Source organism: Nakamurella flavida, assembly GCF_030811475.1.
GTDB lineage: Bacteria > Actinomycetota > Actinomycetes > Mycobacteriales > Nakamurellaceae > Nakamurella > Nakamurella flavida.
In genome coordinates this window covers 2,785,967-2,801,728 of sequence record NZ_JAUSQV010000001.1, presented here as the reverse complement: position 1 = coordinate 2,801,728, position 15,762 = coordinate 2,785,967, and the positions used below count along the sequence as shown (strand labels likewise).

Below are 15,762 nucleotides of genomic sequence, written 5' to 3'. Positions count from 1 at the left end.
GAACCTTTCTCAGGAGCAGGCAGATCAGACGTGCGCGGGCTCGCGGGCGTCCAGCAGCTCGCGGTCGCGACTGGCCACCTCGTCACGCACGAGCGGGATCACGTAGCGGCCGAAATCGATCGCGTCGTCGAGGATGTCGTACCCGCGGGCGGACAGGATCCGCACCCCCAGACCGTAGTAGTCGAGCAGGGCGGCGGCCACCGTCTCCGGAGTGCCGACCAGGGCGGTGGAGTTCCCGCCGCCGCCGGTCGCCCCGGTGGGGGCGGTCCACAGTGCGCGGTCATGCCGCTCTCCGGCCGCGGCCGCGGCGAGAAGCCGCTGCGAGCCGGTGTTCTCGGGGACGGCGGGACGCAGCCGGGCCGGGACGCCGCTGGTCGCCGCCGAGGCCTTGACCGCCTCGATGCGGGTCAGCACCCGTTCCGCCTTGGCCCAGGCCAACTCCTCGGTGGGGGCGATGATCGGCCGGAACGCGACCTGCAGGATCGGCCGCTCCTTCCCGGCGGCGGCGGCCGCGGCGTCGATGGTGGCGATCTGCTCGCGGGTGCCGGCCAGGGGCTCCCCCCACAGCGCGAAGATGTCGGACTCGGCGGCCCCCACCGCGTACGCGGCCGGGGAGGACCCGCCGAACGAGATCCGCGGGCGCGGCTGCTGCACCGGAAAGATATCGGCCACGAAATCCTTCAGCTGGTAGTGCTCGCCGTCGTAGTCGAACCGTTCGTGCGAGGTCCAGGCCTGCTTGATGATCTGCAGGTACTCACGGGTCCGGGCGTACCGGCTGTCCTTGTCCAGGAAGTCGCCCTCGGCGGCCTGGTCGGCGGTCGACCCGCCGGTGATCACGTGCACCTCGAAGCGGCCGGCCGAGACGTGGTCCAGGGTCGCGAACGTCTTCGCCGCGTACGTCGGGGCCGAGACGTTCGGGCGCTGGGCGAGGACCAGGTTGATCCGTTCGGTCTGCCCGGCGATGTACGCGGCGACCTGCGCCGGGTCCGGTGATCCCGAGTGGTAGGCGAACAGGATGCGGTCCCAGCCGTTGTCCTCGTGCGCCCGGGCCAGGCGACGGGTGTAGTCCAGGTCCAGGCTGCCGCCGGGGCGCGGCGTCACCTCACTGGCGGCGTTGGTACCGGCGATTCCGAGGAATTCCACGGGCATGACAGGTCTCCAGACGAGCGGTTCAGGCGTGGGCGGCGGAGGCCGCGAGGGACGGTGCGGACCGGTCGATACCGGTGGCGGTCAGCAGGCCCAGGATGTCCCGGGCGACCTGGTCGTTCTGGCGGAAGCCGGGGGCGTTGAAGTTCGGGCGCGCGAAGCCGGCGGCGCCGGCCGACCCGGACACCGAGGGCCCCAGCAGGAAGCGGCGCTCGTGCAGGGTGCGGTCCGCGCGGACCGCCCGGGCCCGGACGTCGGCCCGGAGCTGGCCGCCGCCGAGCGATCGGCCGTCGGCGTCCCGGAGGTCCTCGGCGGCCAGTTCCCCGTCGGCCAGCAGACCGCGGATCAACGGGTCGGTGGCCTCCCGCACGTCGGGACGGGGCAGCCGGGCGTCGATCATCGCGGCGGCCCGCAGGCGCAGACCGGGGACGGCCGGCGAGGTGGCCACGAACGCGGGGTCGTCCCGGTCCCCGGCGGCATCGACCGACACCTGCAGATCCGGCCCGAGGAAGCGCACCAGACCGGCACGATGGACGGCCAGCAGTTCGGCGAGCCGCCGCGGCGGCGGACCGCTGGCCACGAACGAGAAGAACCCGTGGAACTGCCCCTCGGTGTACCGGACCCGGTCGACCGGGCTGATCCGCCCGGCGGCGACCGCGCCCAGCAGCACCCCGTACACGGTGAGCAGCGCGTCGAAGACGGCCCCGTCGGCGGAGTGCGCCGGATCGGCGCTGCGGCGCAGGTCCTCGGTGATGTGCCCGACCAGGGCATCGGTCAACGTGTCCGGGCCGGTGAACGAGTGCCCGGCCAGCGGGCGGTCCAGCGCCGGGACGACGAACCGGTCGACCGGGTCGGGAACGGCGGTCTCGACGACCGCGGCCAGCTCGGCGGCGTCCGGTCCCATCGTCGCGATGATCGGTTCGAGATCGGCGAACGAGCCGCGGGTGCGCTCGGGGTGGGCGGCGAACAGCCGTCGATAGTGGGCGTCGGTGAGCTCGCGGACGATCAGCGGCCAGACCTGCTCCCGGAAGTCCAGGGTGCCGGCCGGTCCGGCCAGGTCGGCCAGGGCGCCGGGGGTGAAGTACCGGGGGGCCACCGGGCCGCCCGTGTTCACCGCGTAGCCGAGCTTGGCGTGGTAGGGCACACCGCGACGGGAACCCACGTGCAGCACCGGTTCCGCGCCGCTCGGCCGGTAGCTCAGCACACCGTCCCGCTCGACGAACCGTCCGCCGCGCTGCTCCATGGTCAGCACCATCAGGTCGATGAAGGCCAGCCCGAACCCGCGGACGATCACGTCCTGGCCGGCGCGCAGGCCGCTCAGGTCGAGGTCGGCGGTGTATCCGGGCGGCACGTAGGTCAGCCCGTGCTCGACCGCGGCATCGGCCAGGGACCGCTCGTCCGCGGTCAGCGTGCGGTCCAGGTAGCCCTGGGCGAGCACGACGACATCGGCGTCGAGCACATCGCCGTCGGACAGGTGCAGCCGCTGCCGGCCGTCGGGCAGGTCGACCAGGGAGACCGCCCGCGCGGCGTGGGTGGTCAGGCGGACGCCGGCCGGCAACGCGGCCACCGCCCGCTCCCACACCCACGCCAGGTACTGCGCCTGCACCTTGCGGGGGGCGAAGTCGTCGGGTCCGTAGCTGTCCGCCGCGTCGGGAAGGCCGGCGGCGGCGAGCACCGCACGGCCGGGGCCGCGCAGCCAGCCGTCCAGGGACGGCCCGGGGGTGATCGGCCCGCGGCAGCGCACCGAGTCGTCGGTGAACATGGTGACGTCGCGGGTGCGGGAGTTCATCCACAGCAGCGGCGACTGGTCGGCCCGCCAGATGCGGCCGCCGCCGACCGGATAGGGGTCGACCACGTGCACGTCGACCGGACGGTCACCCAGCAGCTCGGGGGCGTTGGCACCCAGCCGGTCGAGCAGGGAGACCGTGCGGGGTCCGCCGCCGACGAAGACCACCGTGGGGCTGTCGGTCGCCGTCATCGAGTGGCGCCCACCGGCTCGCGGGCCGGGTCGGCGTGCCGCCGGTGGGCCGCCTCGATCTCCGCCCAGCTGAGCTGACGCCACTCGGGCAGACCGGCCCCGGGCACCAGTTCCTTCCCGAACGCCAGTGGGCCGATGGACTCCGGGTCGGCGTCCACGTCGAACCGGGGGGTGTACCCCGTCGCCAGGTACAGCGCCCGGGCCTCGGGCTGCCGCGGGCCGGTGGTCAGGTGGACGCGGTCGTAACCCAGCGACGCGGCGGCGACCTCGAGCTCGGCCATCACCCGCACGGCGAGTCCGCGGCGGCGGTGCCGGGCCGCGGTCCACACCCGTTTGACCTCCGCGGTGCGCTCGTCGTACCGACGCAGGGCGCCACCCGCGACGATCTCGCCGTTCTCCTGCAGCAGCAGGAACGTGCCGTGCGGCGGGACGAAGTCGCTGATCGGCACCTCGGTCAACTGGGTGTTCGCCGACGGACGCCCGTACCGCGTGCCGTACTCGACGACCAGGTCGGTGAGCAGCGGGCGGGCGCGCGGATCATCCGCGGTCACCCGCAGCACCTCGAGGTCGGCCGCACCGGCCCGCGGGTCCACCCGGACCGGCGCCCGCGGGGCGACCACCGGCTCCGGGCCGTCGGCCCGACCGGCGAGATGGGCCAGGAACTCGTCGGTGACCTGGGCGACCGGGCCCGCCGAGGCCGGGTCGAGCAGCAGACCGCCGTCGGGGTAGCTGCGGACGTGTCCCGACGGGACGAACCAGCCCTGACCGACGTGGGCGGCGCCCAGCGCGGACAGCAACGGACGCAGGGCGTAGTCCACGGCCAGCACGTGGGCCGGGGAACCGCCGGTGGCCAGCGGGAGGACGGCCTTGCCGCGCAGCGCCCGCTGCGGCAACAGGTCCAGGAAGATCTTCAGCAGACCGGAGTACGACCCCTGGTAGACGGGGGTGGCCACGACGAGCGCGTCGGCGGCGGCCACCGCGGCGAGTGCCTCGACGATCCGGGGGTCGGCGAGGTCGGCGTGCACCAGGGCCTGGGCCGGCAGGTCGCGCAGCTGCAGCGTGTGCACCCGGTGCCCGGCGCCGGTGATCCGCCGGTTCACGTGGGTCAGCAGGGCATGGGTGCTCGAGCTGGCCGACGGGCTGGCCGAGATGCTCAGCACGGTCAGGCCGGTGGTCGGGCCGGTGTCGGTCATGTCGCTCCCTGGTGCACGGAAGGGGGTGCGGGCGGCGGCGCTGTCGTCCCGTGGGTCCAGCTCTCGATGGTGCCTGTGCTGCGGGCCTCGACCGGGGTCGGCGCCGGTAAATCCTTCGTACGGGGTGGAACGCCGGACCTCTCGTCGGTCTTCCCCCGGTGGGTGATCGGGCCGGACATCACACGACCGCCGAGATCGCGTGCTCGGCGCTGTCGGGGTCGGCCGACCAGATGTGCGGCTCGAGCACTGCGGCCGGGTCGGCGACGGGCGACGGCTCAGGCCGCGCCCGGGCGTGCCTGCGTCGGATCGTCGAGGAGGGCGCGGATCCCGGCGTGGGCGGCGCCGAGCGAGGCGGCGTCGAAGCCGAGGCGGGAGAACTCCACCCGGCAGGATCCGGCCAGGGTGCGGGCGGTCATCTCGGCGCGCATCGAGCCCTCGAGGTGCCGCCGCAGCGGCGGGTAGTGACCGCCCAGGACGATGACCTCCGGGTCGAGCACATTGGCCAGCAGGGCACAGCCGATACCGAGCCAGCGACCCTGGTCGGCCAGCGCCGTCTCCGCCCGGGGGTCACCGCGGTCGGCGCGGCGGGCGACCTCCTCCAGGCGGGCGGTCAGGTCGACGGTCGGGTCGCGCACCTCGTCGTCGATCGGGAACGCGGCCAGCAACGCGGCCAGCCCCACCCCGGTCTCCCAGCAGCCCCGCCGGCCGCATCCGCACTGGGCGGCGGCCGGGCCGACCGGGATGTGGCCGACCTCGCCCGCGAAACCCGAGGCACCGCGGAGGATCTGGCCGGCCTCGATGATGCCGGCCCCGACACCGGCCTCACCGGCGAGGTAGACCAGGTGGGGGGAGCCGGCCTCGCCCCCGGCCGCGTACTCCGCGATGGCACCGAGATTGGCGTCGTTGTCGACGGCGACCCGCACGTCGGGCCAACCGAGCCGGCCGCTCAACGTGTGGGCGATGTCCACGTCCCGCCAGGACAGGTTGGGGGCGAAGGCGAGCATGCCGGCGGACACCTCGACCAGGCCGGGCAACGACACGACCACACTGTGCACCTGCGTCGGATCGGCCCCCAACCCGTCCACGAGCTCACGGACCAGCTCGGCCACCCGGCCCATGGTGCGGGCGGGGCCGAGCTCGACCACGGACAGGCCGATGCGGCGGCGGGCCAGCACGCGGCCGGCCAGGTCCAGCACGACGGCGGCCAGGAAGTCGATGTTGACCTCCACGCCGACGCACCGCAGCGCGTCGGCGTTGAGGTGGAGGACCCTCCCGGGGCGCCCCAGGCCGCGGTGCGGCTCCCCGGCGTCGCCCTCGGTGACCAGGCCGAGTTCGGTCAGCTCGGCGACCAGGCTGGACACCGTGGCCTTGGTCAGGCCGGTGTCCTCGGCCAGCCGGGCCCGCGACCGCGGCCCGCCCCCGGCCAGGGTGCCGATGAGCAGGGAGAGGTTGAGACGGCGCACGGTCGCCTGGTCGGCGCGGGCCGGGGCGGTGCGCAGGTGCACCGGGTGCGCCAGTGGTGATGCCATCCCGACGCCCCTCTCCTGCTGTGTCGGATGCCCGGCCGTCGCACCCGAAGTCGATCATGACAGCCGGCGGGTCCAGGTCCGCGACCCTCCGGGTGAACGTTCACCACGGAGCCGTCCACCCGGTGGCGCCGGGCGCAGGATTGCGCCGCCCGGAAGGACGGGCCGCGTGGGCGGCCCGTCCCTCACCCCTTGCGGAGGATCAGCGGCCGGCGCTGGACCGGCGGCGGCGGCTGATGGCGTCGACGCTCGCGGCGACGAGCAGCACCAGGCCGGTGACCAGGTAGTTGACCTTGGCCTCGAAGCCGAGCAGGCCCAGACCGTTGTTGATGACGGCGATGACCAGACCACCGATGATCGCGTCGCGGGCCTTGCCCTTGCCGCCGAACAGCGACGTGCCACCGATGACGGCTGCGGCCACCGCGTACAGCAGGGTGTTGCCGGCGCCGGCGTCGGGGGTGACCGAGTTCAGCCGGGAGGCGGCGATGATGCCGGAGATCACGGCCATGCCCGAGCTGATGACGAAGCACCACACGGTGATCCGGCCGACCCGGATGCCGGCGCGGCGGGCCGCCTCGGCATTCCCGCCGACCGCGTAGACGTACCGACCGAAGGCGGTGCGGTTCTGCACGAACGTCCAGATGATCAGCAGGACGGCGACCAGCGGGGCGACCCACGGGATGCCCTCGAGCTGGATGGTGGCCACCCGGGCCCGGTTGACGCTCAGCACGGCGGTGGCGGCGATGAGCAGGGCGGCGATGAACGCGATGCGCAGCACGATGACCGCGAGCGGCGGGCTGACCAGGTTGCGGGACCGACGGCGCTGCCAGACCGCCAGGCTGACCCCGGCGTACGCGGCGATGGAGAGCACCACCAGCACCCAGCCGACGACCACCGGGACGTTGTTGTTGGCGATGCCGACGATCACCGGCTCGTTGATCGGGACGGTGCCACCGGTGCCGATGATCCACAGCAGCACGCCCTGCCAGGCCAGGAAGAACGCCAGCGTCACCACGAAGCTCGGGATACCGATGGTGGAGACCAGCCAACCGGTGATCAGACCCATGATCACGCCGATGAGCAGCGCGGCCAGCACGGCCACGTACCAGGGGAAGCCCTCCTTGAGGATGAGCATGCCCATGGAGCCGGCGCCGACGCCGCCGATGACACCGGCGGACAGGTCGATGTGGCCGAGCAGCAGCACGAAGCCGATGCCCATGGCCAGCACGCAGATCGACCCGGCCTGGGTGATCAGGTTGGCGAAGTTCAGCGCGGTCGGGAAAGTGCTCGGCCGGGCGATGGTGAACACGATGATGAGGGCGAGCAGGCCGAGGATGGCCGGCAGCGACCCGACGTCACCGGAGCGGACCTTGTCGCGGTAGCCCTGGACGTAGGCGCCCAGCGAGACCGGGCCCTTGGCGTCGGCGGCGAACCCGGCCCGTGCCTCGACATCGGTGCGGCCCTTGCCGGACGGCGGCGGGGTGGTGGTGGGGGTGCTCATGCGGACTCCTGCGCAACGGCGGGGGCCAGTCCGTGGTTGCCGGAACGGCCGGTGGTGATCAGTTCGACGATCTCGCGGTTCGTGACGTCCTTGGCGGCGACGTCGGCGGCCACCCGGCCCAGGTACAGCGGCGTGATGCGGTCGCTCACCTCGAGCACGTCGTTCATGTTGTGGCTGATGAGCAGGACGCCGAGGCCGTTGTCGGCCAGTCGGCGGACCAGGTCCAGGACCTGGCGGGTCTGGGCGACACCCAGGGCGGCGGTGGGCTCGTCGAGCAGGACGACCTTGGAGTTCCACAGCACGGACTTGGCGATGGCCACGGTCTGCCGCTGCCCGCCGGAGAGGCTGGAGACCAGCTGGCGGACCGAGGAGATGGTGCGGACCGACAGGGAGGCCAGGGTCTCCCGGGCCTTGATCTCCATCTGCGCCTCGTCGAGGACCAGACCGGCCTTGGGCTCGCGGCCCAGGAACATGTTCTGGACGATGTCGAGGTTGTCGCACAGCGCGAGGTCCTGGTAGACGATCTCGATGCCCAGCGCGGCGGCGTCGCGGGGACTGCCGACCGACACGGGCTTGCCCTCGAAGAGGTACTCACCGCTGTCGATGCCGTGGATACCGGCGACACACTTGACCAGGGTGGACTTCCCGGCGCCGTTGTCGCCGACGAGCGCGGTCACCTGCCCGGGGTAGATCTTCAGGTCGACGTCGTGCAGGACCTGCACGGCGCCGAAGCTCTTGTTCACCCCGGTGAGCTGGAGCACCGGCGTCTGGGTCTGGGTCATGCGGGCGGGATCCTCTTCGGGAGAGTCGGTGCCGAACGGGTGGAGCCGCGCGGCGGGGGTGACACGGGGCGGACCGCCCGATGGCGACGAGCGTGCTGCTCGTCGCCATCGGGAGGGTCGTTCACACGGGGCGGAAGCCCAGGGTCAGCTGATGCCGGCCTCGGTGCACTTGGCGGCGTAGTCGCCGGTGCACAGCTCGGCGGCGGACACGGCGCCGCCGTCGATGACGTCCTTGACGTTCTCCTTGGTGATGGCCTTGGGATCCAGCAGCACGGCCGGGACGTCACGACCGCCGGTGGCGTCGGTGACGGTGCCGGTGGCGCTGCCCTCCTGGCCGGAGGCCAGCGCGATGGCCAGCTTGGACAAGGCGTCGGCCTCCTGCTTGGCGTCCTTGTAGACGGTCATGCACTGGGTGCCGTCGAGGATGTTCTGCAGGCCCTGCACGGTGGCGTCCTGGCCCGTGACGGGCAGGGTGACACCGTTCTTCTTGAGGATGGAGATGACCGCGTTGCCCAGGCCGTCGTTGGCGGCCAGGACGCCGTCGACGGCGCCACCCTGCTGGGTGAAGATCTGCTCGAAGATGGTGGCGGCCTGCTGGTTGTCCCAGTCCGGCACGGCCTGCTCGGCGACCTGCTTGTAGCTGGTGATCTTGTCCAGGACGTTGTGCGCACCGGCGGCGAAGTCGGTGGCGTTGGAGTCCGAGGGCGACCCGTCGAGGAAGACGATGTTCTTGTCGCCCTCACCCAGGCAGTCGGCCAGACCCTGGCCCTGCAGCTCGCCGACCTTGGTGTTGTTGTACGAGACGTAGTAGTCGGCCACGCCACCGAGGGTCAGCCGGTCGTAGTCGATCGTCTTGACACCCTGCTGGGCGGCCTTCTTCTCGATGGCCGCACCGGACTCGTTGTCCAGGTTGACGATGGCCAGCACGGTGACGCCGCTGGTGATCATCTGGTCGGCGATGGTCTGCATCTGGGCCTTGTCGCCGTTGGCGTTCTGGATGTCGTACTCCACGCCGGCGGCCTTGAACGCGGTCTCCAGGGCCGGGCGGTCCGCGGTCTCCCAGCGGACGGAGGACTTGGTGTCCGGCAGGATCACGCCGATCTTGCCGGACATGGTGCCACCGGCGGCGGGTGCGGAGGACGCCGCCGAGGAAGATGCCGACGACGAACCCGAGGACATCGCCGAGGACATCCCGGACGAGGCCGACGAGACCGCCGACGAGGCGGCCGAGGTCGCGGAGGACACGGCGCTCGAGGCGGCGGTGCCGGTGCTGCCCCCGCAGGCGGCCAGCAGCAGCGAGCCGCCGGCCAGCACGCAGAACGCGGCAGAAGTCTTGAGACGCATGGAGTTCCTTTCATCGGACACCCCGGGCGAGCGACCGGGGCGGGAGGTGCGGCAACGCCGCCCACGGCCGGGCGACTCTGCGAGGGGAACGCGGGGGCGGAGCGGAAGACGGGCCGGCGGCACGAACCCGACGCACGATCCGGACGACGCCGAGGCGTCGGCGATCGTCGGGCGGGGACGGGACGGACCCGGACAGGAAGAGGCGGCGTGGCGGACCCGTGATCAGGACACGGGATCAGCAGGCGGGAGTCAGGAGGCGGGGACGCGACCGGACGGCAGAGCGGTGGGCGGGCCGGTGCGGATGGAGCGCACACCGGACGAGCGTGTCGACGATGACATGCAGATCCTTCTGAACGGACCACGGGCCGATGTCCGCGGGGAGCGGCGGCACGGGGATGACGGTGGGGCGGGACGAGCGGCACAGCTGCGACGGACCGCTTCTGCAGGGGCGTCATGCCGGCCGTCTGCGTCGATCAGGTCAGTGGTCACACAAACTATGAGCGCTAAAGCACCATGTCAAGGAGGTCACATCACGATTTAGTCATGGTGGCCGAACGAAGTCTGTGTGTCTCTGTGGGTGACCTGTCGCTCAATGGGGTGAGCGGCTCCGGCGACCGATCCGGGCACCGATGAGCACCCCGAGCGCAGTCGTGACGGCGCCGAGCAGGGCGGCCCCGGCGAGCGGGAGCAGCTCGGGGGACCGGAGCGGTGCCGGCGCGGGGTCCCCCGGACGGGTCGTCGGGACCGGCCGTGGATCCGGGGCGGATGCGGTGACCGGCGCGGCGGTGGAGACCGGAGCCCCGGAGGCGACGGCGGCGGCCGACTCGGCGATGGCCGCCGGTTCAGCGACGGCGGCGGCGGTCACGAGCTCACGGTCGGCGGCGAGCACTCCGTCGATCGCGACGAAGAACAGGCCCGCGGTCCGGCGGGCCACGCTGACCAGGACCCGTTGGCCGACTCCGCCGACCATCCCGCCGACCACGGCGTCCGCGTCGTAGGTCAGGGTGGTCGTCCCGTCGCCGCCGTCGGCCAGTCCGACCTGCACCGTGGTGTCGATGGTGCCGGGCCCGCCGGCACCGACCGCGTGCAGCACCAGCGCGGTGGGGGCGACCAGATCGGTCAACCGGACCTCGCCGGAGTAGGAACCCCTGATGGACGCCACGCCCAGCGTCACCGTCATCCCGAAGTGGTTCTCCCCCAGGGACATCAGATCCTGGCAGCCGGGGATGACCCGGTTCAGCACCGCCGGGTCGAGCAGGGCGTCCCAGACCCGTTCCGGGGTGGCGTGCAGGACGGCGGATCCGGCGACCTTCATCGGGTGACTCCCTCGTCGGAACGGGCGACGCCGTGCGCAGCGGTGGCCCCGGCCCGGGCATGCCGGGTGCGGAGGTCGAACAACAGGCTCGGGTTGAGCGGCATGGCCGTGATGGGGAACCCGACGGCGTCCTCGACCGCCGACGCGAGCACGGCGGGGACGGGAATGACCCCGGCCTCCCCGGCGCCCTTGATGCCCAACGGATTCAGCGGCGACGGAGTGGTGGTGTGGCCCAGCTCGAGGACGGGGATCTCCGACACGTACGGCATGAGGAAATCCATCAGCGACGCATTCTGCAACTGTCCGTGCTCGTCGTAGGCCAGCGTCTCGTAGAGCGCCCCGCCGATCCCCTGGGCCACCCCACCGTGCACCTGTCCGGCGACGATCATCGGATTGATCAGCGTCCCGCAGTCGTGCACGACGCAGTACCGCAGGATCGTGATCTCGCTGGTGTCCCGGTCGATCTCGACCACGGCCGCATGCATCCCGGAGGCGAAGGTCGAGCGGGGCGGGGAGTAGTACTCCTTGCCCTCGAGGCCGGGCTGCGTGCCCTCCGGCACCGGCGGGACGTCGGGATCGGCCGGCCGGGCGAACTGGGTGGCGGCCTTGGCGGCCTCGTCGAAGGCGTAGCGCAGCGGGTTGGACAGCACCGCGACCGACCCCAGCGGCATGGAGACCGCGGGATTCCCGGCCATCACCACCAGACCGTCGACCACGTCGAGATCCTCCAGGGCGCACTCCAGGGCGTCCGCCGCCACGGTCAGCGCCTTGGCCTTCGCTGCGCGGGCGGCCAGGACCACCGCGCTGCCGGACATCACCGCGGCCCGGGAGGCGAAGGTGCCCACCGCATGTCCGAAGCGTCGGGTGTCCCCACCGGTGACCCGCACCCGGTCGATGGGCACGCCGAGCTCGTCCGCGGCGATCTGCGCGAAGACGGTCCGGTGCCCCTGCCCCTGCGAGGTCAGGCCCACCGACACCTCGACGGTGCCGTCGGTCTGCACCGTCACGTGGGCACCCTCGTAGGGCCCGGGCCCGGTGCCCTCGACGTAGCAGCCGAGTCCGATGCCGATCATGCGGCCCTGCGCCACGGCCTCGGCGCGCAGACGCGGGAAGTCGTCCCAGCCGACGAGCTCGCACAACTGGTCGAGCTGTGCCGGGTAGTTGCCGGAGTCGTAGATCAGCGGCCGGCCGTCCTGGAACGTGAGCCCCTGGTCGTACGGGAACTCGTCGGGCTGGATGAAGTTGGCCCGCCGCACCGCCGTCCGGTCCAGACCGAGCTCCGCGGCGATCCGGTCCAGCGTCCGCTCCATGACGAACACACCCTGCGGCCGACCGGCGCCGCGGTAGGGCGTGACGATCACCGTGTTGGTGTAGAGACTCGTGAACTCCACCCGGTAGGCGCCCGGCTTGTACGGCCCCAGCAGCTGGGTGGAGGTGACGATCGGGCAGATGATGCCGTACGGCGTGAACGCGCCGTTGTCGTGCCAGAACCGCACGTTCAACGCGAGAACGCGTCCGGTGTGGTCGAAACCGACCCGGACACGGTGTTCCTGGCCGCGCTCGTGGGCCGAGGAGATGAAGTGCTCGCGCCGGTCCTCGGTCCACTTGACGGCCCGGCCCAGGCGGCGCGCGGCCAGCGGCACCAGGATCTCCTCGGGCCACGGGTGCATGATCTTCACCCCGAAGCCGCCGCCGACATCGGGCGCGATCACCTCGACCTTGGACAGCGGCAGCTCCAGCTTGGCCGCGACCGCGGCGCGTACCGAGGTCGACGTCTGGGTCGACGAGTACATCCGCAGACTCTCGTCGTCGGCGTCCCAGCGGGCGTGCACCGCCTTGCCCTCCAGCGGCATCGAGCACGACCGCTCGATGGCCAGCTCCAGCTCGAGCACCCGCGGCGCGGCGGCCATGGCCCGGTCGACGTCCCCGACCTCCTGCACCAGGTGCGCGGCGATGTTGTCCGGGACGTCCTGGTGCACCGCGGCGATTGCGGCCCGGGCGGCGGGGATGCCCACCACGACCGGCAGGATCTCGTACTCGACGCGGATGCGGGCGGCGGCATCCTCGGCCAGATAACGGTTCTCGGCCACCACCATCACCACGGCCTCACCGACGTGGTGCACCGTGTGCGGGGCGAGCGCGTACCCGGTCCGGGGGGCGTGCAGCGCCGGGTGCGGGATGAGCACCGGCAGGGGCAGGGCCGCCGGGCCGGGCAGGTCCTCGTGGGTCCAGACGGCGACGACCCCGGGGACGTCGAGGGCGTCGGTGACGTCGATGTCCAGGATGCGAGCGTGCGCGTGCGGGGATCGGACGAACGCCGCCTCCAGGGCCGGGGTGGCCCCGCCGGCGCCGATGTCGTCGGTGTACCGGCCGTGGCCGGTGGTGAGGGCGACGTCCTCGGTGCGCAGGACGGATCGGCCGACGTAGCGGCCCGCCATCAGTGCCGCCCCCCGGCCGCGTCGGTGTCGGTATCGGGCTCGGGGTGGGGGTCGAGCGGTGCGTCGGGGTCCGCGGTGAGCTCGGCCGCCCGCAGCACGGCGGCCACGATGTTCTGGTAGCCGGTGCAGCGACACAGGTTGCCGCCGATCATCTCCCGCGCCTGCTCGACCGTCGGGGACGGGTTCTCGCGCAGGCCGGCGCTGATGGTGGTGAGGAAGCCGGGGGTGCAGAAGCCGCACTGCAGGGCATGGCAGTCGCGGAAGGCCCGCTGCACCGGGGCGAGCGAGGCCGGGTCGCCGCTCTCGTCGATCTGGCCGAGCCCTTCGACGGTGGTGATCGCGGCACCCTGCACCGAGACGGCGAAGATCAGGCAGGACCGCACCGGGTCGCCGTCGAGCAGGACGGTGCAGGCCCCGCACACCCCGTGCTCGCACCCGACGTGTGTGCCGGTGAGGCCGAGGTCGTGCCGCAGGAAGTCGCTCAGGGTGCGGCGGGCGGGCACGGTGGCCGACCGGTGGTGCCCGTTGACCACCACTCCCACGGCGAGGACCTGCTCGGGGGTCTCCCCGGCGTCGCTCATGCTGCCACCGCCGCCATGCTCGCGCGGGCCTGCCGGATCACCCGGACGGTGAGCACGCCGGCCAGCTGGCGGCGGTAGGCCGAGGACGCGTGCAGATCGGCGGGCGGGTCCAACGTGGCGTGCACCTGCGCGACGACGTCGGCCTCACCGGACGCCCAGGCGCCGGTCAGGTCGAGCACCACCGGGATGTCGGCCACCGACAGATAGGCGCAGCGCACCCGGGGTGGGCCGTCGGGCCGGTCGGGGTCGGCCTGCACCACGGCCCCGACCCCGCAGAGGGCGTAGTCGCCGCTGCGCCGGGAGACCTCGACGAACGCCGTCCCCGCGCCGGTGGGCAGGTCCGGGAAGGTGGCCTGGACGGCGAGCTCGTCGGGCCGCAGCGCCGATTCCAGCGGACCGAGGAAGAAGTCGGCGGCGGCGATCTCGCGCGTGCCGGTGGCCGACACCGCGGTGACGGTGCCGCCGGTCAGGGCCAGTACAGCCGTCATCTCCCCCGCCGGATCGGCGTGCACGATCGACCCGAGGGTGGTGCCGCGGTTGCGGATGGTGGCGTGCGCGACGTGGGACAGCCCCTGGGCGACCAGCGGTTGGTTCCTGGCGAGATCGGCATCGGCCAGCACCCGGGTGTGCCGGGCCAGTGCCCCGATCCGCGTGCCGCGACCGTCGTGGGTGATGCCATCCAGACCCGCGATGCCGTTGATGTCGACGAGGTGGGCCGGGCTGACCAGGCGCATGGCCATCACCGGGACCAGCGACTGCCCGCCGGCCAGCACCTTCGCCGCCGACCCGTGCTCGGCCAGCAGCGCGACGGCCTGCGCCACCGAGGTGGGGCCGTGCCAGCGGAACGGGGCGGGCTTCATCACTGGATCCTGCCCCACGGAGAGCCGGTTCGGGGGCCTGATCGTGGTGTCGTGTCCCGAGCCGCAACCTCACCTGCCGAAACCGGCGTCGACCGGGGAGAGCTCACCAGATGGTGTGACCCCCGTCGACCAACAGGTCCACCCCGGTGACGAAGGCGGCGGCATCGCCGAGCAGGAAGACGGCCGGCCCGACGATCTCCTCGGGTTCGGCGTTGCGGCCGAGCGGGGTGTCCCGCGCGTATCCGGCCATGAGGTCCACCTGCTCGGGGCGGCGGGCCATCGGGGTGTTGGTGTAGCCGGGGCTGATGGTGTTGACCCGGACGCCCCGGTCGGCCCACTCCCAGGCCAGGCTGCGGCCCATGTGGATGACCGCGGCCTTCGCGCTGTTGTAGTGGGCCTGGAACAACCCCCGGTTGGCGATGGACCCCGACATGGAGGCGATGTTCACGATGGATCCGCCACCGTTGGCAATCATGTGCCGCGCCTCGGCCTGGCAGGACAGGAACACCCCGGTCACGTTGGTGTCGTAGAGCCTGGTGAACTGCTCGACCGGCATGCTCTCGGCCGGATGGGCATCGGCGATGCCGGCCGAGTTGACGGCGAGGGTGATCGGTCCCAGCTCCGCGGCGATGTGGTCGACCGCCCCGACCACGGCCTGCCGGTCGACGACGGTGGCCGGCGCGGCCACGGCGGAGCCGCCCCGCTCGAGGATCCCGGCGACCACCGCAGTCAGCCGATCACTCTGTCGGGCAACGCATCCCACCTTGACCCCCATCGCGGCGAGACCGACGGCGATGGCCTCGCCGATGCCGCTGCTGGCTCCCGTCACCACGGCAACCCTGCCGGTCAGGTCGAACACAGGTGCGGTCATCGTCGGCTCTCCCGGAATCAGGACTGGGTGGAATGGACGGCGCGCCGCAGGGGGACCGACCCGCACCGGGCCGCCGTGGCACCGGACAGTAATGGCTCCACCCGGGCGAGGGGAACCCGTCACCGGGGAGAAGTGTTCCTGTTCCCCATCTTCCGCACACGGTGTTGACATTCCCGCCGAATGACCATTCACTGTGTTGACTCGCCAGTCGCGATCCGCATATTTAT

The 15,762-nt window shown here is 72.4% G+C and carries 12 protein-coding genes; all 12 read right to left on the bottom strand.

Annotated features, from left to right (window positions below):
• Positions 1 to 24: 24 nt before the first annotated feature.
• Positions 25 to 1,149, bottom strand: a complete 1,125-nt coding sequence (locus J2S58_RS12400) for an LLM class flavin-dependent oxidoreductase (RefSeq protein WP_205256817.1) — start codon at positions 1,147 to 1,149, stop codon at positions 25 to 27.
• A gap of 22 nt (positions 1,150 to 1,171) precedes the next feature.
• Positions 1,172 to 3,124, bottom strand: a complete 1,953-nt coding sequence (locus tag J2S58_RS12395; protein WP_205256818.1) for an FAD/NAD(P)-binding protein — start codon at positions 3,122 to 3,124, stop codon at positions 1,172 to 1,174.
• Complete coding sequence (gene ssuE / locus J2S58_RS12390; RefSeq protein ID WP_205256819.1) at positions 3,121 to 4,317, bottom strand: NADPH-dependent FMN reductase; 1,197 nt, start codon at positions 4,315 to 4,317, stop codon at positions 3,121 to 3,123. Before ssuE ends, J2S58_RS12395 begins: the two co-directional genes overlap by 4 nt.
• Before the next feature lie 275 nt (positions 4,318 to 4,592).
• Positions 4,593 to 5,846 (bottom strand): ROK family transcriptional regulator, encoded by a 1,254-nt coding sequence (locus J2S58_RS12385; RefSeq protein ID WP_205256820.1) that lies wholly within the window; start codon positions 5,844 to 5,846, stop codon positions 4,593 to 4,595.
• Positions 5,847 to 6,045: 199 nt separating this feature from the next.
• Positions 6,046 to 7,344, bottom strand: coding sequence for a sugar ABC transporter permease (locus J2S58_RS12380; RefSeq protein WP_205256821.1), 1,299 nt, complete (start codon positions 7,342 to 7,344; stop codon positions 6,046 to 6,048).
• Entirely contained in the window at positions 7,341 to 8,126 is a 786-nt protein-coding gene (locus tag J2S58_RS12375) for an ATP-binding cassette domain-containing protein (RefSeq protein ID WP_205256822.1), read from the bottom strand. Before J2S58_RS12375 ends, J2S58_RS12380 begins: the two co-directional genes overlap by 4 nt.
• 144 nt (positions 8,127 to 8,270) lie before the next feature.
• Positions 8,271 to 9,470 (bottom strand): sugar ABC transporter substrate-binding protein, encoded by a 1,200-nt coding sequence (locus tag J2S58_RS12370; protein ID WP_205256823.1) that lies wholly within the window; start codon positions 9,468 to 9,470, stop codon positions 8,271 to 8,273.
• 589 nt (positions 9,471 to 10,059) lie between these two features.
• Positions 10,060 to 10,785, bottom strand: a complete 726-nt coding sequence (locus J2S58_RS12365; protein ID WP_205256824.1) for an SRPBCC family protein — start codon at positions 10,783 to 10,785, stop codon at positions 10,060 to 10,062.
• Complete coding sequence (cutA, locus tag J2S58_RS12360; protein WP_205256825.1) at positions 10,782 to 13,223, bottom strand: aerobic carbon-monoxide dehydrogenase large subunit; 2,442 nt, start codon at positions 13,221 to 13,223, stop codon at positions 10,782 to 10,784. Before cutA ends, J2S58_RS12365 begins: the two co-directional genes overlap by 4 nt.
• Positions 13,223 to 13,804, bottom strand: coding sequence for a (2Fe-2S)-binding protein (locus J2S58_RS12355; protein WP_205256826.1), 582 nt, complete (start codon positions 13,802 to 13,804; stop codon positions 13,223 to 13,225). Before J2S58_RS12355 ends, cutA begins: the two co-directional genes overlap by 1 nt.
• On the bottom strand, positions 13,801 to 14,664 hold the full coding sequence (locus J2S58_RS12350; protein WP_205256827.1) for an FAD binding domain-containing protein: 864 nt from the start codon (positions 14,662 to 14,664) through the stop codon (positions 13,801 to 13,803). Before J2S58_RS12350 ends, J2S58_RS12355 begins: the two co-directional genes overlap by 4 nt.
• A 103-nt stretch (positions 14,665 to 14,767) precedes the next feature.
• Positions 14,768 to 15,535 (bottom strand): SDR family oxidoreductase, encoded by a 768-nt coding sequence (locus J2S58_RS12345; protein WP_205256828.1) that lies wholly within the window; start codon positions 15,533 to 15,535, stop codon positions 14,768 to 14,770.
• Between the last annotated feature and the right edge of the window lie 227 nt (positions 15,536 to 15,762).

Excerpts from the sequence above, each read along its gene's own strand:
- J2S58_RS12350 (WP_205256827.1), bottom strand. The coding sequence starts at position 14,664 with ATGAAGCCCGCCCCGTTCCGCTGGCACGGCCCCACCTCGGTGGCGCAG.
- J2S58_RS12400 (WP_205256817.1), bottom strand. The coding sequence starts at position 1,149 with ATGCCCGTGGAATTCCTCGGAATCGCCGGTACCAACGCCGCCAGTGAG.
- J2S58_RS12370 (WP_205256823.1), bottom strand. The coding sequence starts at position 9,470 with ATGCGTCTCAAGACTTCTGCCGCGTTCTGCGTGCTGGCCGGCGGCTCG.
- J2S58_RS12345 (WP_205256828.1), bottom strand. The coding sequence starts at position 15,535 with ATGACCGCACCTGTGTTCGACCTGACCGGCAGGGTTGCCGTGGTGACG.
- cutA (WP_205256825.1), bottom strand. The coding sequence starts at position 13,223 with ATGGCGGGCCGCTACGTCGGCCGATCCGTCCTGCGCACCGAGGACGTC.
- J2S58_RS12375 (WP_205256822.1), bottom strand. The coding sequence starts at position 8,126 with ATGACCCAGACCCAGACGCCGGTGCTCCAGCTCACCGGGGTGAACAAG.
- J2S58_RS12355 (WP_205256826.1), bottom strand. The coding sequence starts at position 13,804 with ATGAGCGACGCCGGGGAGACCCCCGAGCAGGTCCTCGCCGTGGGAGTG.
- ssuE (WP_205256819.1), bottom strand. The coding sequence starts at position 4,317 with ATGACCGACACCGGCCCGACCACCGGCCTGACCGTGCTGAGCATCTCG.
- J2S58_RS12385 (WP_205256820.1), bottom strand. The coding sequence starts at position 5,846 with ATGGCATCACCACTGGCGCACCCGGTGCACCTGCGCACCGCCCCGGCC.
- J2S58_RS12395 (WP_205256818.1), bottom strand. The coding sequence starts at position 3,124 with ATGACGGCGACCGACAGCCCCACGGTGGTCTTCGTCGGCGGCGGACCC.
- J2S58_RS12380 (WP_205256821.1), bottom strand. The coding sequence starts at position 7,344 with ATGAGCACCCCCACCACCACCCCGCCGCCGTCCGGCAAGGGCCGCACC.
- J2S58_RS12365 (WP_205256824.1), bottom strand. The coding sequence starts at position 10,785 with ATGAAGGTCGCCGGATCCGCCGTCCTGCACGCCACCCCGGAACGGGTC.